General features: G+C 65.2%; 16 protein-coding genes and 1 pseudogene. 8 read left to right on the top strand and 9 right to left on the bottom strand.

Features of this window, described 5'->3' with window-relative positions:
* Positions 1–33: 33 nt before the first annotated feature.
* Positions 34–1,104, bottom strand: a complete 1,071-nt coding sequence (locus FPJ27_RS01600; RefSeq protein ID WP_204421167.1) for a VOC family protein — start codon at positions 1,102–1,104, stop codon at positions 34–36.
* Positions 1,105–1,574: 470 nt separating this feature from the next.
* Here FPJ27_RS01600 and FPJ27_RS01595 point away from each other — a divergent pair, with 470 nt between their 5' ends.
* Positions 1,575–2,348 (top strand): TetR/AcrR family transcriptional regulator, encoded by a 774-nt coding sequence (locus FPJ27_RS01595; RefSeq protein ID WP_072439754.1) that lies wholly within the window; start codon positions 1,575–1,577, stop codon positions 2,346–2,348.
* Between the two features lie 122 nt (positions 2,349–2,470).
* Here the strand turns inward: FPJ27_RS01595 and FPJ27_RS01590 are convergent, their stop codons facing one another.
* From FPJ27_RS01590 to FPJ27_RS01560, 7 genes are all read right to left on the bottom strand, one after another.
* Entirely contained in the window at positions 2,471–3,172 is a 702-nt protein-coding gene (locus FPJ27_RS01590) for a TetR family transcriptional regulator (protein WP_239483164.1), read from the bottom strand.
* A 29-nt stretch (positions 3,173–3,201) separates the two neighbouring features.
* Positions 3,202–3,903 (bottom strand): PqiC family protein, encoded by a 702-nt coding sequence (locus FPJ27_RS01585; RefSeq protein WP_204421166.1) that lies wholly within the window; start codon positions 3,901–3,903, stop codon positions 3,202–3,204.
* Positions 3,900–5,495, bottom strand: coding sequence for an MlaD family protein (locus FPJ27_RS01580; protein ID WP_204421165.1), 1,596 nt, complete (start codon positions 5,493–5,495; stop codon positions 3,900–3,902). Before FPJ27_RS01580 ends, FPJ27_RS01585 begins: the two co-directional genes overlap by 4 nt.
* A gap of 40 nt (positions 5,496–5,535) precedes the next feature.
* Positions 5,536–6,909 (bottom strand): paraquat-inducible protein A, encoded by a 1,374-nt coding sequence (locus tag FPJ27_RS01575; protein ID WP_204421164.1) that lies wholly within the window; start codon positions 6,907–6,909, stop codon positions 5,536–5,538.
* Positions 6,910–7,032: 123 nt separating this feature from the next.
* Positions 7,033–8,499: an efflux transporter outer membrane subunit gene (locus FPJ27_RS01570; protein WP_072439744.1), complete on the bottom strand. Its 1,467-nt coding sequence runs from the start codon at positions 8,497–8,499 to the stop codon at positions 7,033–7,035.
* Complete coding sequence (locus FPJ27_RS01565; protein ID WP_204421163.1) at positions 8,496–11,660, bottom strand: efflux RND transporter permease subunit; 3,165 nt, start codon at positions 11,658–11,660, stop codon at positions 8,496–8,498. Before FPJ27_RS01565 ends, FPJ27_RS01570 begins: the two co-directional genes overlap by 4 nt.
* Complete coding sequence (locus tag FPJ27_RS01560; RefSeq protein WP_204421241.1) at positions 11,657–12,790, bottom strand: efflux RND transporter periplasmic adaptor subunit; 1,134 nt, start codon at positions 12,788–12,790, stop codon at positions 11,657–11,659. The genes FPJ27_RS01565 and FPJ27_RS01560 overlap by 4 nt, the downstream gene beginning before the upstream one ends.
* A gap of 418 nt (positions 12,791–13,208) precedes the next feature.
* Between FPJ27_RS01560 and FPJ27_RS01555 the strand changes: the two genes are divergently transcribed.
* The 3 genes from FPJ27_RS01555 to FPJ27_RS01545 all read left to right on the top strand — a co-directional run bounded on the left by FPJ27_RS01555 (position 13,209) and on the right by FPJ27_RS01545 (position 16,931).
* A complete protein-coding gene (locus tag FPJ27_RS01555; RefSeq protein ID WP_204421162.1) occupies positions 13,209–13,934 on the top strand; it encodes a TetR/AcrR family transcriptional regulator in 726 nt (241 codons plus the stop codon).
* A 292-nt stretch (positions 13,935–14,226) separates the two neighbouring features.
* Positions 14,227–15,693, top strand: coding sequence for an ISNCY family transposase (locus FPJ27_RS01550; protein WP_186381723.1), 1,467 nt, complete (start codon positions 14,227–14,229; stop codon positions 15,691–15,693).
* Between the two features lie 224 nt (positions 15,694–15,917).
* Positions 15,918–16,931, top strand: a complete 1,014-nt coding sequence (locus tag FPJ27_RS01545) for an IS110 family transposase (protein ID WP_204421161.1) — start codon at positions 15,918–15,920, stop codon at positions 16,929–16,931.
* Positions 16,932–17,200: 269 nt separating this feature from the next.
* Here the strand turns inward: FPJ27_RS01545 and FPJ27_RS01540 are convergent.
* Positions 17,201–17,467, bottom strand: a pseudogene (locus tag FPJ27_RS01540) (MFS transporter); the annotation flags it as partial.
* Between the two features lie 672 nt (positions 17,468–18,139).
* Between FPJ27_RS01540 and FPJ27_RS01530 the strand changes: the two are divergent.
* The 4 genes from FPJ27_RS01530 to FPJ27_RS01515 all read left to right on the top strand — a co-directional run bounded on the left by FPJ27_RS01530 (position 18,140) and on the right by FPJ27_RS01515 (position 22,536).
* On the top strand, positions 18,140–18,859 hold the full coding sequence (locus FPJ27_RS01530; RefSeq protein WP_204421160.1) for an alpha/beta fold hydrolase: 720 nt from the start codon (positions 18,140–18,142) through the stop codon (positions 18,857–18,859).
* Positions 18,860–19,012: 153 nt separating this feature from the next.
* Positions 19,013–19,963, top strand: a complete 951-nt coding sequence (locus tag FPJ27_RS01525) for a UDP-glucuronic acid decarboxylase family protein (protein ID WP_072439733.1) — start codon at positions 19,013–19,015, stop codon at positions 19,961–19,963.
* Positions 19,964–20,161: 198 nt separating this feature from the next.
* Positions 20,162–21,472, top strand: a complete 1,311-nt coding sequence (locus FPJ27_RS01520; RefSeq protein WP_204421159.1) for a diaminobutyrate--2-oxoglutarate transaminase family protein — start codon at positions 20,162–20,164, stop codon at positions 21,470–21,472.
* Positions 21,473–21,549: 77 nt separating this feature from the next.
* On the top strand, positions 21,550–22,536 hold the full coding sequence (locus FPJ27_RS01515; protein WP_204421158.1) for a TauD/TfdA family dioxygenase: 987 nt from the start codon (positions 21,550–21,552) through the stop codon (positions 22,534–22,536).
* Positions 22,537–22,685: the final 149 nt, after the last annotated feature.

The raw sequence follows: 22,685 nt of genomic DNA, 5'->3' as shown, positions 1-22,685 counted from the left end.
GGATCTCTCGGGAGTCGAATAGGCGGTTGGGGGTCAGGCGAACAGCTTCGCCAAGGTCAGCAGCTTGCTCAGCGTCAGATCGGGACTGCGGCGCAGGTTGCGAAACAGCGCCGCGAGGCTCGACGGCGTGAACCGGGGCTTCGTGAAACTGCGCGGCATCGTCGGGCCCCACTGCGCCATCGCTTCGCGGCTGACCGGGTGCACGCCTGTCGGCTCGTTAGCCGTGAACAAGTCGCCGTCGCAATAGTGTTCGTGCTTGTCGCCCCAAGGGTCCTGCCAGTAGTCGAAGATCTGGCTGCCGAGAATGTGTCGGCCGATGCCCCACGCATGCGTCCACCCGCTGTCGCGGAGCATGCGCTGCCCCATGCCGACGGCATCGGCGTCGACCAGCTCGTACGCGCTATGGCTATAAGTCGGCAGGAACCCCTGGGCGAGCGCGAGCGTATGGTGATCAGCCGGCCTGTCGCCCAGATCGAGCCGCATGAATGCCACCGCGGGGGAGCCGTCCGGCAGCACTTGGACATCGCTGGGGATGAACCCGAAATGCTGCGTGTACCACGCGCAGGTTTCCTGGAAGTCGGCAAGCTCGAGCACGACGTGCCCGAGCCGAATGACTTCAGGGGTGCTCGCCGGCGGCCGCTGCGTGTCGTTGATTCGCACGGGCGCGTCGACCGAGTTGAACGGGAGCGGAGCGCGATGCGGCAGCGTGTCGGCCCGTGTCTGGCCCGCAATCGCGTCGACCCGAAAACCTGACGGATCGGTGAGGCGCACCCGCTGGCCGCCACCGGGCCAATCCGATGCCTCGACCTTCGACGCGCCAGGGACGCTGGCGAGCGCCTCCAGATCGGCCCGGCTGTCGACCCGCAATCCGAAGCCGACGAAGCGGGCCTTCGGCGCGTGGCGAACGACATAACAGAAGTGTGCGGTGACCGTTCCGCGCAGAAGCAATTGCGAGTCGTCCCGCCATACCGTTCGGAGACCGAAGTCGTTGAGAAAGTGCTCGGCCTCGCCGAGGTCCGGACGATCGAAGATCAGATAGGCGAGCGCCGATGCCTTCGTCGTGGGGTGGGGGTGTCGAGCCGGCTGGGTGGTGGTCAGTTTCATGGCGGATGGCAGTCAGGCAGGTCGAACGGCAATCGCGAAGGCACGCGCCATCGCATCGAGGGGCTGTCCGCGCGACGGCACGCATGCAAGCGCACCGTCGCATGACATGACTGGCCGGCCCATGAATGTCGCGGCGTCGCTCGTCGATTGCGCATGTAGGCGGCGCGCGTCGTCGTGGGGGCGACGACTGCCCGGAAAATCGTCCGCTACGGCGCCGGCCGGCCCGGATCCCGGGATCGGTACGCCGAGCGTCGAACGCAATCCGCGCTCGGGCGACGAGGGCGGGTTGTCGTGAATGGACGCGCTGGCGTCCGTGTGCAGATGTGTCTCCACCGTTTCTCCATTCGTCTGTCGATCGGTTCTCGAGGCCTCGTTTCGCTGCCTTTTGTGACATTAAAATCATAGATGATGATTTTGTCAATACAGACATATTAATCTATACTTGGGCACGAACAAGGATCGGAAACGTCATGCCGAATACACCGAATCGCCGGACACCGAAGCGCTCCGCTCCGGAAGCAGCCAACGCGCCGGAACCAGCCAAATCCGCGGTCGCGGTCGCCGAAGAGCGCGAGCCGCGCGGCGCGCGCCGCAAGCGCGAGACCCGTGCCCGCCTGCTGGACGCCGCGCTCAGGCTGATGGCGCAAAAGGGCATGGAAGGCGTCGCGATCAACGAAATCACCGAGGCCGCGGACGTCGGCTTCGGCTCGTTCTACAACCACTTCGAATCGAAGGAGGCGATCTACGCGACCCTCGTGGAATCGGTATTCGAGGAATTCGCGGATTCGCTCGATCGCGTGGCCAGCGGCTTGTCCGATCCGGCGGAAATCATTTCCGTGTCGGTACGGCATACGCTGATACGCGCACGGCGCGAGCCGGTGTGGGGACACTTCCTGATACGCGAGGGTTTTTCGGCGCGCGTCCTGACGCTCGGCCTGGGCCAGCGCCTGCTGCGGGACATCGAGCGCGGCATCGCCGAGAAACGCTTCGTGGTCGCCGACCCGTTCATCGGCTTCCTTTCGGTTGGCGGTACGGTGCTGACCGCCATTGCGGCCGAGCTCAACTTCGTCGCGCCGGGCGCGCCGGCGGCCGATGTGCTGAAGGAACTCGGCTTCAGCGGAGAGCATTTCCCGGAACGCACGGCGGCAACGCTTCTGCATACGCTGGGGCTCAAGCGCGTGGAAGCCGAGAAGATCGCAAGCCGGCCGCTACCGGTCGTGGAAGCGGCCGAGACGGCGCAGTGACGCAGCGCCGTCGCCCGCTGCCAGGCCCGGGTGGGTCAATTGCGGACGAGCGGCAACACGGCAGCTTGGGCCGGGATGTGGCGGATGTTTGGCGAATCCCGGCCGGGTGGCCCGTTCTTACGCTACGTTGAATCGTCGCGCCGGGCATCCCGCGCGCCGGCGCTCAGCAGCGCGACGCCGAGCGCGGCTGCCCGCCCGGTCGCGGACGGCATTCGATTCGCGGCGCCCGCCGCGCCGCTTGGCGTCTCCGGTTGCGCAGCCGGTTCGGCGTGCAGGCCGTCGACGATGTGCCGAAACGTGGCATCGCGCAGCGCGTACAGATGGACCTCGACCCACAGCGGGAAACATTCCCAGCCGGCGGCAATGTCCGCGTAGTCGACTGCGGTGCAGGAGCCTCCGCGCTCCGGCGCCGCCAGCCGAACTTTCGTGATCATTCGATCATGGTCGCGGCGAAGGATCTCGATCAACAGCTCGCGCTTGTGTTCGAAGTGCGCATAGAACGCGCCGCGCGTGTACCCGGCGCCCTCGGCGATATGTTCGACGCTCGTATCGGCAAAGCCTTTCGCAATGAATAGCGCGCGAGCGGTGGCGATGAGCCGTTCGCGGGTGTCGAGCCTGCGTTGCTCGCGCGTGAGTCGGGCGGGTTTCATCCTGGGTTGTCCATGCAGGTGCAAATGATCGAAGCGGCGCCACACCGCGCCGCGCGAAACGCCGGATCGACGCGGGAACGGCGCAGCGCCGAGTCGTTGTTCGTCGAGATGATTTCGCCTGACGATGTAGCTTGATCGTGCAGGGCACGGCGCGAGGCCGCTCGCCCAGCCCAACCCGACCGGGCGCGTGTTCGCGGCCCGATTCAATCGTCGAGCGGATCCGGCGCGCCGCGCTCGGCGACGGGTGGCGCGATCCGTCGGTCGAGTGTTCCCGCGCGGCATCCGGCGGGCGGCGGCGCGTGCGTGGCCGCCGCGCGAATGCCCGCGGCGATGCCGAGCGCGAGCGTGTCGAGCGCATGGCGATGCGCGTCGACGAGCGCGTCGTAGCCCGCCGACGCACCGGCCCGAACGATGCTGCGGCAAGTCAGTGCCGGCTGTCCGGAGCCGGCGTCCACCGTCCATGTCGCATCGAGCAGCACGTGCGACGCCGGCCACGATTCGACACGCTGAACGTCCACGGCGACCCGATAGACCGGCGTGCCATCCGGATGGGCGACGCGGTGAACGTCGATCGTGTTCAGCCGGGACGTGACGCGCGTCGACAGTCCGCCGCGCATCTCGTCGCCGAGCGGCGAAACCCACCGCTCCTGTTCCAGAATGTCGACCCGTTCGGGGCCGCGCTGCACCGCGAGCCGGTCGCCGTCCGCAGGCGCCGCGACGTGCACGCTCTGCATGTCGATCAGCCATGCGGGACGTGCGGCGCCGGATTCGCCGCCCGCGCCATCCGCCATTCCGAGCGTATGGAATCGTACGGGCGGCGATGCACAGGCGCTGAGCACGGCCAGCGCGACGCACGTCGCGATGCGGATCGGCATCCGGATCGTGCGAAACAAATGCGGCGTCATTTCGGTTCTCCTTTCTTGCCGAAGAGCAGCGCTTCCGGATGCCGCTCGAGATAGTCGGTCAGCGTATTGAGCGACTGGAGCGTATGCGTGAGCGATTGCATCGCGTCACGAACGTCCGACTGCATCGGCGAATCCTGCCGCAGCGTCGCCTGCGCGGCGTCGAACGTGCGTTGCGCCGCCGCCAGCGTGTCACGCGCCTGCGGCACGACCTGCTCGTCGAGGTGTCCGAACAGCTGGTTCGCATGCTCGAGCGCACCGTTCAGACTGTTGCCGATCTGGTCGAATGGAACCTTGTCGAGCTTCCGGGCGATGTCGGCGAGCTGAACCTGCAGTTCGTCGAGCGTGTTCGGAACGGTCGGCAGCTCGACCGGCATGCGGCGTACGTCCACGCTCGCGCGCGGCGCCTTCGGGAACATGTCGAGCGCCACGTACAACTGGCCCGTGAGCAGGCTGCCGGTGCGCAGCTGCCCGCGCAGCCCCTGCAGCACCAGGTGCTCGAGGAGTTCGTGGCCGCCGGCCGTATCGGGGGCCGGCAGCGCGGTGTCGCTGTGCCGGCTCAGCCTCGACGGATACAGCGCCATCGTGACCTTCATGCTGAACGTGCGCGAGTGCTCGTCGTACTCGATCCCGATGTTCGTGACCTGACCGAGCGCGATGCCCCGCAAATCGACCGGCGCGCCGACGGACAGCCCGCGCAGCGACTGGTCGAAGCGCATGACGACCATCAGCGGCGTGCCGTCGGGGTCGCGCATTGCCTCGGCTTCGTCCGGCGCGAGCCGGAACGACGCGTTGTCGGCCGCCGGCGGTGCATCGGCTTGCTCGGGCGGCGACTGAAACGCGAGGCCGCCGACGACCACCGTCGCGAGCGACTGCGTGTTCAGCTTCAGGCCGTTCGAATCGAGCCGCAGATCCACGCCGCTTGCGTGCCACCAGCGCGTGTTTGTGCCGACGTATTTGTCGTAAGGCGCCTTCACGAACGCCTGCACGTCGACGCCCGTGCCATCCTTGTCGAGCGAGAAGCCGACCACCTGGCCGACCTGCAGGTGCCGGTAGAACACCGGCGAGCCGATATCGATCGAGCCGAGCGAATCGCCGTGCAGCAGGTAGCGGCGGCCCTGCTGGTCCGCGGTGACGGCGGGCGGCGTCTCGAGGCCGGCGAAGTCGGTCTGCTCGTGCGGCGAGCGGCCGAGGTCCGCGCCGATGTACGCGCCGGACAGCAGCGTGCCGAGCCCGGAGATGCCGGTGGCGCCGACACGCGGCCGAACGACCCAGAATCGCGTATCGCGATTCGCGAACCGCGCGGCTTCCTTGGTGAGCTGGATGCGCACGACCACGCGCTTGAAGTCGGGCGTAAGCGTGATGGCCTGCACCGAGCCGATATCGACGTCCTTGTAGCGGACCTTGGTCTTTCCGGCTTCGAGGCCTTCTGCGTTCGCGAACGTGACGGTGATCGTCGGGCCGGTTGCGGCAATGCTGCGATACACGAGCGACAGCCCGATCAACGCGCACACGAGCGGAACGATCCAGACGAGGGACGGGATCCAGCGGCTGCGCGGCCGGATCCCGGGTTCAGGCAAATCGAGGGGAAGCATCGTATGAATAGTCGTGGAGTTGCGACGGGCTTGCGCTCGTTCAGGATCGAGGGCGGGCGGCTGCGCGGTGCACGCCGTCCCAGATGAGTCGCGGATCGAACTGCATCGACGCGCACATGGTGAGTACGACCACGGCGCCGAACGCCAGCGCGCCGGGGCCGGGCGTGATCTCGGCGAACGACCCGAAATGCACGAGCGCGATCGTCAGCGCGACGACGAACACGTCGAGCATCGACCAGCGGCCCACGCGCTCCACCAGTCGATGGAGCCGCGCGCGTTCCAGCGGGCGCCATGGCGTGCCGCGATGCGCGGCAACGGCCTGCAACGCGAGAATCGCGAGCTTGAGCATCGGCACGAGCACGCTCGCGACGAACACGACGACGGCGAGCGGCCAGTCGCCGGACGTCCAGAAGTACGCGACGCCGGCGAGAATGGTGTCGTCCTCGGTGCGGCCGAGCGATGTCGCGTGCATGATCGGTAGCAGGTTCGCCGGAATGTAGAGAAGCGCGGCCGCGATCACGAGCGCGCCCGTGCGTGCGGCGCTGCGCGGGCGGCGTTCGTGCAGCGTCGACCCGCAGCGCGTGCAGCGCGCGCCGGCGGCCTCGGTATGCGGCGGCTGCACGCGTCCGCATGTGTGACATGCGACCAGCCCCGCGGCGCGGGCCGTGACGCTTGCCGGCCGACCGTGCCCGGTCGCGCTGGGCGTGTCCGTTGCGTCCGCTGCGTTGGGCGCCACCGGTGCAGCGCGCCGCGGCGTGTGCCGCCGGCGCGACACTGCGGCGGGCGTAGCGCCGCCGCGCAGCGTGATGATCTCGTCGCGCGCTTCCCACAGGCCGCCCAAGTCGAACGACGTGAGAAAGCCGAGCATCATGGTGAGGGCGCCGAACGCAAACAGCGCGGGGCCCGGTATCACGTGCGCGACGCTCGTCATCTTGACGATCGTGACCAATATCCCGAGCAGGAACACCTCGACCATGCTCCACGGGCGTAGCCGCTGCATGTTGCGCAGGACCGGCTCGAAGCGGGGCGGTACGCGGCCCGCGCGCAACGGTACGAGCACGTACAGCCACGCGGCGAGTTCCAGCAGCGGGAACAATATCGTCATGCAGAACACGATCGCCGCCACGACCGGTTGCCCGTGCAAGCGCAACGCGGCCACCGCGTCGGCCGGCGTCGCGTGCGATGCGATGCCGGCTGCGTCGAGCGCGACGATCGGAAAGGCCTGCGCGATGAAGTACGTGAACAGTGCTGCGAGCGCGATCGCGCACAGCCGGTCCAGCGCCGGGCGGCCGTGCGCGCTGCCGCTCACGCGGGCACGGCATCTCGGGCAGTGGACAGCCAGCGCGCGCAGGCGCGGCGGCCGCCGAAACAGCAGGTCGCATTCGTGGCAGGCGACCAGGTTTTCGGGTTTCATCGGAAATCGATCAAGCGGGGTGAGGGAGTGCCCGGCGCCGCGGTACTCGCGGTGCGCCGGTCGTCGGGCGTCGAGGTCTGGGCCGGCGGCACGCGCAGCCGACCCCGTCGAAGCAAGCAGCCGTTATTGCCGGGCCGCGACTGCCGTGCGGGCGTCGGGCGGCAACTCGCCCATTGCCTGCAGGAGTGCCGCCGTATCGGTCATTCGCCGGCTCGCGGCACGGACCGCGTCGAGCTCCGCGGTCAGATATTGCCGCTCGCTCGCCTGCTGCGCGGACACCGGAACGGCGCCCAGTGTGCGGCGCTGCACCGTTTCGTCGAAGGCAGCGCCCGCCGCCCGCGCCGCGATTTCGTTCGCGGCCAGCGTCTGCGCGTCGTTGTCCAGCGCGGCGAGCGAATCCGCGACGTCACCGAACGCGGACAGCACCGCCGACTTGTACTGAAGCACCGCCGCGTCGTACGAATCGAGCGTCGCACGCCGGTGGGCCAGCAGCGCGCCGCCATGGAAGAGCGGCTGCGACAGGCCTGCGCCGACTGCCCACAGCCCTCCCGCCCCCGACAACAACGCTGGCCAGCTGAAGCCGCCGCGTCCCAACGTCGCCGTGAGCGACAAACTTGGGAACAGCTGCGCGGTTGCTTCGCCCGCATCGGCCGCGGCGGCTTTTACCGCGGCTTCGGCCGCGCGGATGTCGGGACGTGCCTTCAGCAGGTCGGACGGCACGACGACGGGCACGTGCTCCGGCAGCGACAGGTTGCCGAACGCGGGGATCGGCGGCACGGCGTCGGGCGTGCGGCCGAGCAGGATCGCTAGCGCGTGAACGGTTGTCGCGCGCTGCTGGCGTAGCGCCGGCAGCGTCGCGGCGAGCGATGCCGCATTCTGCGTCGACGCCAGCGCCTGCGCGTGCGAGATCGCGCCGAGCGCGTAGCGCTGTGCATCGTCGTGCGCGGACGATGCCGCGATGGTGACGAGCCGCTCGGTCAGCAGGATCTGTCGGTCGAGCGCCGCGGCGGAGATCGCGGTGCCGACGATGTTGGCTGCCAGCGCGCGCCGTGCCGCCTCGAGCTCGCAAGCGCGCACGTCGACACGCGCGGCGCTTGCCGCGTTCGCGTAGCGCGTGGCGCCGAACAGATCGAACGTGTAATGCGCCTGCAACTGACCGACGAACACGTTGTAGCGCAGGGTCTGCGCGCCCGTGCCGGAGATGTCCGGCGTGCGGGTGCGCGCCACCTGCGCATTCGCGTCGAGCGACGGCAGCGTCGATGCGCCGACCTGCGCGCGCAGTTCCTGCTGCGCGGCGGCGAGCGTCTTTTCGGTCGCGGCAAGCGTCGGATTCGCGCTCAGCCCTTCGTCGACCAGCGCGTCGAGCGCGCCGGAGCGATAGAGCCGCCACCACTGCGGAACCGGCGCAGCACCGACGTCGAATTGCTGCGCGACGCCCGCCGCTTCGGCGGTCCGCGCCGGCTGCGGCGTCTCGCCATAGTGAGCCGGCGACGGCATCGCGGGCGGCGTGCTGCTCGGGGCCATCGCGCAGCCGCACAGGCCGAGCGCCGCGGTCGCGGCAAGCGCCGCGGTCATACGCGTAAGTTTCATTGACATGTCTCCGGGGACGCGACGGCCGCGGCGGTCGACTCGCGTTCGTCGCCTCGCACCTTGAAGCACGTCGCATAAAGGGCGGGCAGGAAGAAGATGGTCAGTCCCGTCGCGACCGTGATGCCGCCCATCAGCGCCGTTGCCATCGGGCCGAAGAAGCCCGAGCGCAGCAGCGGGATCAGGGCGAGCACGGCGGCGGCGGCGGTCAGCATGATCGGCCGGAAGCGCCGCACCGTTGCGCTGACGATCGCCGTGAAGCGCGGCTGTCCAGCTGCGATGTCCTGGTCGATCTGATCGACCAGGATCACGGAGTTGCGCATGATGATCCCGAACATCGCGATCACGCCGAGCAGCGCGACGAAGCCGAACGGCTTGCCGAACAGCAGCAGCGCGGCGACCACGCCGATCAGGCCGAGCGGCGCGGTCAGCACGACGATGAAGGTGCGCGAGAAGCGCTTGAGCTGAATCATCAGCAGCGTCAGCACCGCGATGATCATCAGCGGCATCTGTGTGTTGATGGACATCTGGCCCTTCATGCTTTCCTCCGCCGCGCCGCCGATGTCGATCCGGTAGCCGGTGGGGAGCGTCGCGCGCAGCGTCGCCAGCGCACCGTCGATGTCGCGCGTGACGCCGATGCTCGCTGCGTCGCCGCGCACGTCGGCCTGCACGGTGATCGTCGGCTGGCGGTCGCGTTCCCAGATCACGCCGTATTCGAGCGTGTCGCGCACGTGGCCGATCGCGCCGAGCGGCACCGGGCCGTGCGGCGTCGGAATCGCGATACCGGCGAGCTTCGACGGGTCGACGCGCTCGCTCTTCGGCGCGCGCAGGTCGACGTTGATCAGCTTGTCGCGCTCGCGATATTGCGTGACCGTGTAGCCGGACAGCGTCATCGCGAGGAAGCCCGACACGTCTTCCGACGTCACGCCGAGCTGACGCGCCTTGAGCTGATCGATTTCGAACGACACCGAGCGCTCGGCCGGCTCGTCCCAGTCGAACTGCACGTTGCGCGTGCGCGGGTCGGCGCGCACCTTGTCGGCCACCTTCTCGGCGATGGCGCGCGCGGTCGCGATGTCGTCGCCGCTCACGCGGAACTTGATCGGGAAGCCGACCGGCGGCCCGTTTTCAAGCCGCGCCACACGCGTGCGCACGGTCGGGAAACGGGTCGCGAGCGTCGACTCGAGCCAGTGCGACAGCCGGTCGCGCGCTTCGACGTCCTTCGCCGTGATGACGAACTGTGCGAAGTTCGGCTGCTGAAGCTGTTGGTCGAGCGGCAGATAGAAACGCGGCGCACCGGTGCCGACGAAGTCGACGACGTGATCGATTTCGGGGCGGCCAGCGAGCGTCTTCTCGAGCCGCGTGGCCTCGCGCAGCGTCGCGTCGAACGACGCGCCTTCCGGCAAGCGCAAGTCGACCAGCAGTTCGGGGCGCTCCGAGTTCGGGAAAAACTGCTGCGGCACGCGCGTGAAGGCGGCCATCGCGATCGCGAACAGCACCGCGGTCACGCCGAGCACGACCCAGCGGCGTTCGATGCAGGCCGAGATCCAGCCGGACAGGCGCCGGTAGAAGCCCGTGTCGTACACGTCCTGCCCGTGCGCATGCCCGTCGTGATGCTTGAGTTCGGGCAGCATGTGGTAGCCGAGCAGCGGCACCAGCACGACGGCTGCAAACCACGACACGATCAGTGAAATGGCCGATACCTCGAAGATCGAGCGCGTGTATTCGCCGGTGCTCGACTTCGCGAGCGCGATCGGCAGGAAGCCCGATACAGTCACGAGCGTTCCCGTGAGCATCGGGAACGCCGTGCTCGTGTAGGCGAACGCCGCCGCACGCGTTCGCGTCCAGCCTTGCTCGAGCTTCACCGCCATCATTTCGACGGCGATGATCGCGTCGTCCACCAGCAGCCCGAGCGCGAGCACCAGCGTGCCCAGCGACACCTTGTCGAGCCCGATGCCGAACACGTGCATGCACAGCGCGGTCACGGCCAGCACGATCGGAATCGTGATGACGACCACCATCCCGGTGCGCAAGCCCAGCGACACGAGGCTGACCACGAGCACGATGGCGACGGCTTCGCCCACCGCTTCGACGAAGTCGTCCACCGAGTGCTTGACCGCGTGCGGCATGCTCGACACCGCGCTCAGCTTCACGCCGGCCGGCCGGCCTGCCTGGAGTTCGGCAGTCCGGGCGTCGAGCGCCTCGCCGAGATCGATCACGTCGCCGCCCTTTTGCATCGTCACGCCGATGCCGAGCACGGCGTGGCCGTTCGTGCGCATTTGCGTGACGGGCGGATCGTCGTAGCCGCGCGTGATCTTTGCGACGTCGCCGAGCCGGAACGTGCGGCCGTTTACGGTGATCGGCATGTCCGCGAGGGCCTGCATGTCCTTGAACGCGCCGGTAGGGCGCACGAACACGCGATCGTCCGCCGTCGTGATCGTGCCGACCGGCGCGACGGCGTTCTGCGCCTCGATCGCTTGCGCGAGCTGTTGCGGCGTGATCGCGAGCCGGGTCAGCTGCGCGTTCGAGATCTCGACGAACACGTGCTGATCGGGGTCGCCGAAGTAGTCGACCTTTGCTACGCCGGACACGCGCAGCAGCACCGCGCGCAGCTTGTCCGCGTAATCGTGCAGTTGCGCCGGCGAGTAGCCGTCGCCTTCGAGCGCATAAATGTTCGTATAGACGTCGCCGAATTCGTCGTTGAAGAACGGACCGACCGTGCCCTTCGGCAGCGTCGCGCGGATGTCGCCGACCTTCTTGCGCACCTGATACCAGGTCTCAGGCACCTGATTGACCGGTGCCGAATCCTTCATCGCGAAGAAGATCATCGACTCGCCGGGGCGAGAGTAGCTCTTGATGTTGTCGACGTACGGCGCGGCCTGAAGCTGGCGGCCGATCCGGTCGGTGACCTGCTCCTGGACTTCGCGGGCGGTGGCGCCCGGCCAGTAGGTCTGGATCACCATCGTGCGGAACGTGAACGGCGGATCCTCGGACTGCGCGAGGCGCGTATAGCCGATCACGCCGAAGATCGTCGCAAGGCCGATCAGGAAGATCACCAGTTGCTGATGCTTGAGCGCCCATGAGGACAGATTGAAGCGACGGTCGTCGGCCGGGCCGGCGTCGGTTCGCGCGTCGTCCGGCAGTTGCTGATGTTCGGGGGCGTTCATGACGGGAAGTCCTCCGGATGCAGCGGCGGCACGACGCGCACGCGTTCGCCGGCGGTGACGGTATGGACACCTTGCATCACGACGCGCTCGTCGCTCGCGAGCCCCGACGTGATGGACACCGTGCGTTCGTCGTAGCGTCCGATCGACACCGTGCGCAGTTCCAGCGTGTCGCTGCCCTTGCGGACGACCCACACCGCCGGCACTTCGCCGCGGTGAAAGAGGGCGGTGGCCGGCAGCGTGATCGTATGGTCCGCGGCGGCGTCGGTGCTGCCGTCGAACGCGACGTTGGCCGTCATCCCGGAGCGCACGTCCGGGCTCGGCGCGATCAGCGTCAGTTTTACCCGCCACGTGCGGCTTTGCGGATCCGCGGCGGCCGCGACCTCGCGCACGCGCGCATCGAACACTTTGCCCGGCAGCGCCGTGAGGCTGACGCGCGCGCCGCGGCCGATCGCAAGATCGCGCAGGTCGCGCTCCGAGGCGTCGCACACGATGTCGAGCTCGCCGCTCCAGTCCAGATGAAACACTGCCTGCCCGGCCTCGACGTTCTGCCCGGTATCGGCATCTTCGGACGTCACGACGCCGTCGTGATCCGCGACGAGCGTCGCGTAGCGCAGATGATCTCCGGCGAGCGCCATCTGCGCGAGGGCGGCATCGCGCTGCGCGACCGCCGACGTATAGGCATCCTGCGTTGTCTCGAGCTGCGCAGGGGCAATCAGCGCCGCCTGTGCCTGCGCGCGGTCGCGCTCCAGCTGCTGCTTCGCGTAGACGACCCGATGCTCGGCGGCGTCGAGCTGTGCGCGGGTATTGAGCAGCGTGTTGTGCAGATCGGCGGGATCCAGGGCCGCGAGCGTCTGCCCGGCCTTCACGGTGTCGCCGATGCGCACGCGCCGCTCGACGATCTTGCCGCCGACCCGGAACGACAGCGCCGTCGAATAGCGCGCCTGAACCTGTGCCGGCAGCACGCGCTGCGACGCGCCACTGTCCGCGTGAGCCGGCAGCGCGACCACCGACCGCGGTTCGGGCGCGGGGGCCTCATGCGAATGACAAGCCGTCAGAAGAATTGCACAGCATGCGAGCGCGATCGGCGCCCGCTGAACCGGCGGCGCGATGCGTGTCAGGAGCCGGCGCATCGAAGTGCGCGCATCAAGACCTGGTGATTTCACGATGTTTCCAAGACGAATGAAGGGCCAACTAAAAAAAATCCGGCGACCTCGGCGGGCCGGCCGACTGGGGCGGGGCGCGATCCGGCTTCGCTGCCGACGGCGCATCCATTTGCTAAATCAGTACTCCGATGTTTGCGTGGCAGCGTCCGATGCCGGCACGCGCAGGTCACGCAGCCTGCGCCCGCCGCAGGGAGCGGTGGGGCTGGCTACCGCGCGGGCATCGAATGCCCGTGCTGGCCGTTACCGCACGTCGAGGACCCTTCCGGCAGACACGCTCGGCGCAGCGATTTCCGAGATTAGACTCATAACTGATAATATTGTCAAGTATGAGACAATAATCTAAGATTGCGGAATGCAAGAAATTTCGAAGGGGGGAGACGCTGTCATGGAACAAACGTCCGAGCCGCCGCGGCCCATCGGGGCCGCCGTCGCGACCGAGCACCGGCTGCCGCGGGGCGCGCGACGCAAGCAGGCGACGCGCATGCGTCTGCTGCGGGCGGCGTTCATGCTGATGGCGGAAAAGGGGATGGACAACGTGGCGATCAGCGAGATCACCGAGGCGGCCGACGTCGGGTTCGGCTCGTTCTACAACCACTTCGCATCGAAAGACGGACTTTTTGCCGCGTTGATCGAGTGGGTGTTCGACGATTTCGCGGATCGGCTCGAGCGCGTGACCGGCGGCTTGTCAGATCCGGCGGAGGTCGTGTCGGTCTGCGTGCGCCATACGCTGATGCGAGCGCATCGGGAGCAGATGTGGGGTCGGTTCTTGATGCGCGAGGGTTTCTCGGTGCGCGCGCTCGACCGAGGGCTTGGGCAGCGCTTGCGGCGGGACAGCGTGCGCGGCATCGCGGCGCGCCGCTTCGTCGTCAGCGATCCGTTCGTCAGCGTTCTGGCGTCGACGGGGACGATTCTCGCGGCAATCGCCGCGCAGCTTCACATCGCCAGGACGGTCAAGGGCGGGACGAGGCGACGGGTGGAGGGCGTTGGCGGTTTCCCCGAACGGACCGCCGCGATCGTGCTGCAGACGCTTGGCGTTGCGCGCGCCGAGGCGCACGCCATCGCGAATCGCCCGCTACCGCCGGGCGATTTCGCCGGCGCGGGAGGCGGTTGAGCGGCGGTAGCCGCCGACGCACGTCGGGCCGCTTGGGTCAGGCAACGAAGGCGGCAACGCAACCGTGTCCGGTTGCGAGCGCGCCGCCGGACTCGCGAGGTCAAGGCCTGCAGAATTTGCTGGTTTTGCATTTTACATAAGCTAAATTATCAACGTTAAATCTTGTAGCGGCTAAGTTGTAATGTCCGCTTCTGGCTAAGTTCAAATGTCCGCTTTTCGACCCATCGTAAGCTGACCGGCCGCTGGGAATCCAGCGCTGGAGGCTTCGATGGCTGCAACGGAACGGATCACGATGACGATGTGCGAGCTGGACAGGTTCAAGGTCATTCAGGACGTGGCGGACGGCAAGCTCCAGCCGTGGCGCGCGGCCGAACGACTCGGGTTGACGACGCGGCAGATCCGGCGACTGGTCGGCCGATTGCGTGAGCACGGGCCGCAAGGTCTCGTGTCGCAACGGCGCACGAAGCCCAGCAACAACCGACTGGATAGCATGATGACTGATCGGGTGCTGTCGATCATCCGGGATCGCTACGCCGATTTCGGACCGACGTTGGCCTGCGAGAAGCTGTACGAATGCCACGACATTCGGCTGGCCAAGGAAACGGTTCGCAAGCTGATGACCGACGCTGGCCTATGGGTGCCGCGCCGGCAACGCCCGCCCAAGGTCTATCAGCCGCGAGCACGACGCGCGTGCCTGGGCGAACTGATCCAGATCGACGGCTGCGATCATCGGTGGTTCGAGGAACGGGCGCCGGCCTGCACGCTGCTGGTGTATGTGGACGACGCGACGAGCCGGCTGATGGGGCTGCACTTCACGCAGACCGAATCGACGTTCAGCTACTTCGAGGCGACGCGTGCGTACATCGAGCGCCACGGCAAGCCGAGTGCGTTCTATAGCGACAAGTACAGCGTGTTCCGCAATACAACGCCGGGCAAGACTGGTAATCGGGTGACGCATTTCGGTCGAGCGATGTACGAGCTGAACATCGACACGTTTTGCGCAAACAGTAGTCCGGCCAAGGGGCGAGTCGAGCGAGCACATCTGACGTTACAGGATCGCTTGGTCAAGGAGATGCGACTACGCGGGATCAACACGGTGGCCGACGCTAACGCTTACGCGCCCTCCTTCATGGCTGCTTACAACGCGCGCTTCGCAAAGCCGCCGAAGAGCGACTTCAATGCACACCGGCCGCTGCGCGCCGATGAGAATCTCGACTTGGTGCTGACGTGGCGCGAGCCGCGGAAAGTCACGAAGTCGCTGACGGTGCAGTACGACCGAGTGATGTATTTGCTGGACGATACGCCGGAGAATCGGAAGCTGATCGATCGAACGATTGAGGTTTGGGAGTACCCGGACGGGCGCATCGAACTCCGAACAGAGGGTCGCGTGTTGTTCTGCAGGCAGTACGACCGGCTGGCCGAGATCGATCAAGCCGCTGTTATCGAACACAAGCGCCTGAGTCATGTGCTCCAGGTTGCTCAGGCGATCCAGGCGCAACGCGATAACAGCAGGATCGGTAAAGCTCCATCCAGAACGCATCGAGGCGACTCGACCAAGACGAACCGCAACACCTCTCAGCCGAACAAAAAGAAGCAGCGTGAGTTCACGCAGGCCGACGTCGAGAAAGTGATCGTGGATCTCGCTGAACGCAGACAGAACCAACAGCCCGCACGCAAACCTGGCCGTCGGTCTGCAAGGGACAGCGACGCAAGCGTAAGCACCCTGCCCGTTCAGGATCCACTCTTCGACACTGCGTGATCTGTAACCCAAGAGAAACACACCTCAAGCCCGCAAACCCGGACATTTCAACTTAGCTGGGAAGCGGACATTTGAATCTGGTCTAGACAAATCTGTAGTAGCTTTTTAGATGGAATGGTCGCCTCCCGCCACAACGACCGTTCCAGCGCCTGATCGTGCTTTCTCAGCTCCTGGTGTGGATGTGCGACAGTGCTTTGTCCGTTCTTCCGTTCAGGAGAGATTCCATGGAGCCCACGACGATAGCCATCGACCTGGCCAAGCGCGTTTTCCAGATTCACTTTGTCGATCCGGATGGCAGAATTCACAGCAAGGTGCTCAAGCGTGACCAGATGCTGCCATTCTTCGCCAACCGGCCTGCAGCCCGGATCGTCATGGAAGCTTGCGGCAGCGCCCATCACTGGGCCCGGCAACTGACAGCGCTCGGGCACGAAGTCAGGCTCGTAGCGGCCCAGTTCGTGCGCCCGTTCGTCAAGTCGAACAAGAATGATGCGGCAGACGCGGCAGCGATCTGGGAGGCGTCTCTGCGCCCCGGCATGCGCTTTGTTGCCGTCAAATCGGCGGACCAACAGGCAATGCTGGCGCTACACCGGATGCGCCAGCAACTGGTCCGGATCCGCGTCATGCAGGTCAACCAGCTGCGGGGATTGCTCTATGAATTCGGCGTCGTCTTGCCACAAGGCCGACGTCCATCGATCCAGGCCGCGCAAGCGGCGATCGCGACGCTAACCGATCAACTGCCGGGAATGCTGATCGATAGCCTGCGTGATCAACTGTCTCGGCTTCACCTGCTCGACGACCAGATCCAACGCATCGAGCAGCGCATTATCGGGTGGCGACGCGGTGACGAAGCCTGCCGGCGGATCTCGGAAATTCCGGGCGTGGGTCCACTGACGGCAACCGCAGCAGTGTCGGTCATCGGTCAAGCGCAAACCTTCCGTTCCGGACGGGAATTCGCGGCCTATCTCGGCCTTGTGCCAAGACAAAACGGTTCAGGCGGAAAAGTTCGGCTTGGCGGAATCAGCAAACGCGGTGACGTTTATCTACGGACCCTGCTGATTCACGGCGCACGAGCCGTGATCTCGAGTTCGAAGCATCTGCCGGCGCACATGCGGGATCTGTTGGCACGACGGCCGACGAATGTCGTCGCCGTCGCGTTGGCGAACAAGATGGCCCGCACGATCTGGGCATTGCTGGCTTACGGCCGAACTTACCAACCAGCGGCGGCGCTACCGAGCTAAAGACCCAATAAACGAACATCAAACTCATCCACGGTTGCACGGGTGATATTGAACGATGGCAAGACAGGTTGGACCGCGCAAGGGCAAGCCTGAGACATTTCTCGGACCTCGAGTCCGCTAGTTAGATTAGGACCCTTGCGGCGAAATCCATCGGGGCCGGCAGGCACGTCCTGCAATCGAGTCCGGATATAAGTCCGCAACCACCCTCCTCGCCGCGATCAAAATCGCCTTGCAAATGGGAGGCGACCATATAAGAAATGTCGTGTGACATAGCCGGCGATGCCGATCAAGCAAGCGACAGCCCGGCTGGTCTGGCTCACTCGGAGCACGCGAATCGGTGACACGCGGTCACTCAGTGCACCGCAGATCGGGAAGGCAATGAATCGCGGGAACGCTTCAATGAAAAAAGCGAGTCCGGACCACGTCGCTTTCTGAGTGACCTGAAAGACGACGAGCGGTACCAGAAAGAGCAGCATCTGGTCTGCAAGCCGCGACAGAAAGAGAGAACCCAGGAAGGCCGGCTGATCGACGCGCATCACGCGTATGCCCCCGCAAGATTGATCGGAACGCGTCCCGAGTACGCCCGCTTCACTAGACGCTCAATGTGTCGATCCGGATGCGCCGTCGAGCGTGTGCCGTTCGGTGCCACGCAGCGGCGGATTGTCGAGTGCATACATATCTCCCGGCCGGATCGGGTAAACGTTCCCGTCCACGTCCTCCACTTCGCATGACCTGCGATGCAATAGCAGGCTTCCAGATGATTCCTGTATTGCAACAGCGACTCCGTACCCGCCGGTACCACGGTATTTTAGGTGTGAAATCAGGGGGCGACATTTTCGACTACGCGCGTCCCCTTTTCCTACGACATACATCCACGCGGCGTCATGTTTAACTCATGCCAAACCGGATCGGGCGTATTCCGAATCCGAGCGGCGCGCATCTTGAATGTTCACGAAGCAAATCAATGCTTCCATGACTTCCGGTGTGCTTCACGCACTGCCTTTGTACCGCGATGACGAACCGGCTATCGACGTGCGAACCGCGGCGCCTGGCTGTCGCGCCCGTTTCTCTCCAAGTGAAGATTGCCGATGCATCGCCATGGCAATCATGACCGGAACTTTAATGGTGAAAAACACCGAACACGTGAATTTCCGCAGCGCGATCTCATGTGCGCCAGTAACAAGCGAGCCGCTCGAGTACCCGCTCGCATGCGTCTGATCTGTTTCCCCTATGCGGGCGGCTCGGCCGCCGTTTATCGTGGTCTGCAAGCCTTGTTGCCCGGCATCGAAGTACGCCGTCATGAACTTGCGGGCCGAGGCAGCCGCCTGTCCGAGCCTGCCGTACGAGACATGTCGACGCTGATCGACGCGTTGCTGTGCGACTTGGACAACTGCTTCGATCGTCCCTTCGCACTGCTCGGACACAGCATGGGCGCGGCTATTGCCGTCGAACTGGCGCTGCGGCTTCCCGCCCAGGCGCAACCGAACCTGCGGCATCTGTTCGTGAGCGGGCGCGCCGCACCGGGCAAGGAGCGACCTGTTCGACGCATGCAGGCACTGGACGACCGCGCCTTCCTCGATGCACTGCACGAGATGGGCGGCACGCCGAAGCCGGTACTGGACAACAGCGAACTGATGGCGCTGCTGATGCCGGCGCTACGGGCGGATTTCACGATGATCGAAAACTACCGGCCCGTGCCCGGGCGCAGGCTGGCGGTGGACATCACCGCGTTCGCGGGCCGCGCGGATGAACAGGTCCCCGTTGATTCCGTTGCAGGCTGGGGCGCCGAGACGACCGGGCGGTTCGATTTTCACGTCATCGAAGGAGATCATTTCTTCATGAGAAGCGAAATGCGGGCGATGGCCGGCATCATCGCGGCGCGCCTGCGGCGCGCGGAACACGTTGCGTCGAGCGCACTGCAGGCATGACGGGCCGATCCTCGCGATCGGCGTGCCGGCCGGTGCCGTGTCGAATGAAGAGGCTCGTGCGCCCTATCGGCTTCCATGCCGGAGCCGCGGGCCGGTCAAGCATGCCTGGAGGCCGCGCGTCGCTTCCTTGCGCGCGATACTTGGAGTGCAATTGTGCAACGTAATCGAAAGCGAATCCTCGTAACAGGTGGCGCGGGTTTCCTCGGTTCGCATCTTTGCGAGCGCCTGGTCGAACTCGGTCACGACGTATTGTGCGTCGACAACTATTTCACCGGCACGAAGCAGAACGTGGCTGCGCTGCTCGGCAACCCGAGCTTCGAGGCGCTGCGCCACGACGTGACCTTTCCGTTGTACGTCGAGGTGGACGAGATTTACAACCTCGCCTGTCCGGCTTCGCCAATCCACTATCAATTCGATCCCGTGCAGACCACCAAGACCAGTGTGATGGGCGCGATCAACATGCTGGGGCTCGCCAAGCGCACGCACGCACGCGTTCTGCAAACCTCGACAAGCGAAGTGTACGGCGACCCCGATGTGCATCCGCAACCGGAGAGTTACCGGGGCAACGTCAACCCGCTCGGGCCGCGCGCCTGCTACGACGAAGGAAAACGTTGCGCGGAGACTCTGTTCTTCGACTATCACCGCCAGCAAAACGTGCGAATCAAGGTGGTACGCATCTTCAACACGTACGGGCCGCGCATGCATCCCAATGACGGCCGCGTGGTTTCCAACTTCATCGTGCAGGCGCTGCGCGGCGAGGACATCACGCTGTATGGCGACGGCAGCCAGACCCGGGCGTTCTGCTATGTCGACGATATGGTCGACGGTTTGATCCGGATGATGGCCACGCCCGCGGACCTCACCGGCCCGATCAATCTCGGCAATCCGCACGAGATCGCGGTCAGCGAACTTGCGCAGATCATTTTGCGCCTGACGGGCTCGAAGTCGCGGCTCGTATTCCGTCCGCTGCCGAAGGATGATCCGACACAACGTTGCCCCGATATTGGCCTCGCACGCGCCCACCTCGACTGGGAGCCGACGGTCGGGCTCGACGCGGGGCTCCGGCGGACCATCGACTATTTTCGCGCGACCATGCCGGCTTGACGCCGCGTCCGGAAACCACGCTTCGATGATCGGGATGCGATGGCATGACGTAGTGACGTTGCATCGCCTGTGTCCCATTTTTACGTGACAGACGCGATATGGACTACATGCTCCAATCAGGCCGTACCGTTACGCCATTGGCCAGGATGAAGCAATGCCAGTGTCCATCAATCCGCCTCGCAAGCCGGATCTCCGCGCATGGAAAAACTTGAGTATCTGAAGCATGTCGAATCGAAGGCGCGAACCTACGCGACATCTTTCCCACGGCTGTTTACCCATGCCAAAGGCATACGGGTGCGCGACTCCGAGGGGCAGGAATACATCGACTGTCTGTCAAATGCAGGTACGCTCGCGCTCGGACATAATCACCCGGAAGTCAATGAAGCCGTCATGCGGTTTCTGTCGTCCGATCAAATTCAACAGGCACTCGACCTGGCGACGCCGGCAAAGCACGCGTTCGTCGAGCAGCTTTTCTCGCTCTTGCCCAACAAGATCGCCGAATCCGGCAAGATCCAGTTTTGCAGTCCCAGTGGGGCGGATGGCGTCGAAGCGGCCATCAAGCTGACCAGGCACCATACGGGCCGCTCGACGATCATGGCGTTCCACGGCGCCTACCACGGCATGACGGCCGGCGCACTCGCCGTGTCGGGAAATCTCACGCCGAAATCGGCCGGCGGCAATGGACGCGACGTTCATTTCCTGCCTTATCCCTATGCCTTTCGCTGCCCGTTCGGCACCGATGGCTCGGCGACCGATCAACTCAGCATCAACTATATTCGGACCGTCCTGTCCGATCCCGAGAGCGGGATAACGAAACCGGCGGCAATCATTGTCGAAGTCGTGCAAGGCGAAGGGGGTTGCATCCCCGCTTCCGACGCCTGGTTGATCGAGTTGCGCAACCTGACGCTGCGGCATGAAATCCCGTTGATCGTCGATGAAGTGCAGACCGGACTCGGTCGAACCGGCGCGCTGTTCGCGATCGAACATTCCGGCATCCAGCCGGACGTACTGGTGTTGTCGAAGGCATTCGGCGGCGGCTATCCATTATCGGTGGTGGTCTATGACAAGCGCCTCGACACCTGGCCGCCCGGCGCGCACGCCGGCACCTTTCGAGGCAACCAGATCGCGATGGTGGCCGGCTTGTCGACCATGCGCATCGTCGAACGAGACGGTCTGTCGGCGCATGCTGACAGAGTCGGAAAACTACTGGTTGCCGGCCTCGAAGCGGTTGCCGGACGCTTCCCCTGTCTGGGCCAGATACGCGGCCGCGGCCTGATGATCGGCGTTGAAGTCGTCATACCCGGCCCACATGGCCAAACAGGCCCGACCCATGCGGAACGGGCAAAAGCCATCAAGCTGAACTGCCTGCGAAACGGACTCGTCATCGAAACCGGCGGCCGCAACGGCGCGGTACTCAGGTTCCTGCCGCCGCTGATCGTTTCGGAAGCGGATATCCACGAGATTCTCAATCGCTTCGAGCATGCGGTGGAAACGGCTTGCCGTGCATAGCCGCACCGCGGCGCGACCATGCAGACCGACCGGTTCGGGTTTCGCCGTGATCCACGTTCAGAAAAGGACTATTGACCATGCTGGGCATGACGGAACGCAAGCTGCTTGCCGACGGGAGTTCTCCGTGGCTGCTGGAGCCTGCGTCGAACGGGCGCGATATCGTGCTGGCGGTGAACGACAACCGGGTGGAGCTGGAATCCCGGCTTCTCGAACATGGCGCGCTCCTGTTTCGTGGCTTCGACGTTTCATCCGTGGGCGGCTTCGAAGCGTTTGCTGACGCGATTTCGGCCCATAAGTCCGACTACGTCTATCGTTCCACTCCGCGCACCTCGATCGGCAATGGCATATTCACCGCAACCGAGTATCCGCCGAGCGAGACAATCGCACTTCATTGCGAAAACGCGTATCAACGAAGCTGGCCGCTGAGAGTGGCATTCTGTTGCCTTGCTCCGGCCACGACCGGCGGCGAAACGCCGATTGCCGACATGCGCGAGGTGAGCCGCAGGATCGGACCGCGCATCCTGCAGAACTTCGAGGCGAAACAGGTCCGCTATGTCAGGCACTACCGGCGGCACGTCGACATTCCGTGGGAAACCGTCTTTCAGACCTGCGACCGCAGCCAGGTTGCGGCCTTCTGCGCAGACAACGGCATCGAGCTCGAATGGCTCGACGACGACACGCTACGCACCGCACAGATCAGCCAGGGTGTGGCTTACCATCCGGTAACCCGCGACAGGGTGTTCTTCAATCAGGCACATCTGTTCCATATCTCGAACCTGGAAGCATCGCTCGCCAGTTCGATCGTCAGCCTGTTCGGCAATGACCGTATTCCGCGCAACGCTTTCTATGGCGACGGGAGTCCATTCGATCTCGCCGACATCGAGCAGATCCGCAACGCATTCCGCGACTGCGCCATCACGTTTCCATGGCAACGAGGCGACGTCCTGCTGGTCGACAACATGCGCTTCGCGCATGGCCGCAACCCATTCGAAGGCGAGCGCAAGGTCGTCGTGTCATTGCTGGACCCGTACTCCCCCGACAGCGAAGCAATGGCCGACCGTTAGCCAGCGCGAGCGTACGAATTAATAAAAATCCATATTGATCAAGTGCGCGAAACGCCATGTCCATGGATTACGGGGCAGACGTCGGATTAGAGCGATGCTCTAATTTCAATACCATCCAATTCAACAAGCAAGCTTGGCGGGATCGCCGC

This window comes from Burkholderia sp. MS455, from assembly GCF_016899445.1.
Lineage (GTDB): Bacteria > Pseudomonadota > Gammaproteobacteria > Burkholderiales > Burkholderiaceae > Burkholderia > Burkholderia pyrrocinia_C.
This window is presented reverse-complemented; position numbering and strand designations above follow the sequence as displayed.

Excerpts from the sequence above, each read along its gene's own strand:
- FPJ27_RS01600 (WP_204421167.1), bottom strand. The coding sequence starts at position 1,104 with ATGAAACTGACCACCACCCAGCCGGCTCGACACCCCCACCCCACGACG.
- FPJ27_RS01595 (WP_072439754.1), top strand. The coding sequence starts at position 1,575 with ATGCCGAATACACCGAATCGCCGGACACCGAAGCGCTCCGCTCCGGAA.
- FPJ27_RS01585 (WP_204421166.1), bottom strand. The coding sequence starts at position 3,903 with ATGACGCCGCATTTGTTTCGCACGATCCGGATGCCGATCCGCATCGCG.
- FPJ27_RS01580 (WP_204421165.1), bottom strand. The coding sequence starts at position 5,495 with ATGCTTCCCCTCGATTTGCCTGAACCCGGGATCCGGCCGCGCAGCCGC.
- FPJ27_RS01575 (WP_204421164.1), bottom strand. The coding sequence starts at position 6,909 with ATGAAACCCGAAAACCTGGTCGCCTGCCACGAATGCGACCTGCTGTTT.
- FPJ27_RS01570 (WP_072439744.1), bottom strand. The coding sequence starts at position 8,499 with ATGAAACTTACGCGTATGACCGCGGCGCTTGCCGCGACCGCGGCGCTC.
- FPJ27_RS01565 (WP_204421163.1), bottom strand. The coding sequence starts at position 11,660 with ATGAACGCCCCCGAACATCAGCAACTGCCGGACGACGCGCGAACCGAC.
- FPJ27_RS01560 (WP_204421241.1), bottom strand. The coding sequence starts at position 12,790 with ATGCGCCGGCTCCTGACACGCATCGCGCCGCCGGTTCAGCGGGCGCCG.
- FPJ27_RS01555 (WP_204421162.1), top strand. The coding sequence starts at position 13,209 with ATGGAACAAACGTCCGAGCCGCCGCGGCCCATCGGGGCCGCCGTCGCG.
- FPJ27_RS01550 (WP_186381723.1), top strand. The coding sequence starts at position 14,227 with ATGACGATGTGCGAGCTGGACAGGTTCAAGGTCATTCAGGACGTGGCG.
- FPJ27_RS01545 (WP_204421161.1), top strand. The coding sequence starts at position 15,918 with ATGGAGCCCACGACGATAGCCATCGACCTGGCCAAGCGCGTTTTCCAG.
- FPJ27_RS01530 (WP_204421160.1), top strand. The coding sequence starts at position 18,140 with ATGCGTCTGATCTGTTTCCCCTATGCGGGCGGCTCGGCCGCCGTTTAT.
- FPJ27_RS01520 (WP_204421159.1), top strand. The coding sequence starts at position 20,162 with ATGGAAAAACTTGAGTATCTGAAGCATGTCGAATCGAAGGCGCGAACC.
- FPJ27_RS01515 (WP_204421158.1), top strand. The coding sequence starts at position 21,550 with ATGCTGGGCATGACGGAACGCAAGCTGCTTGCCGACGGGAGTTCTCCG.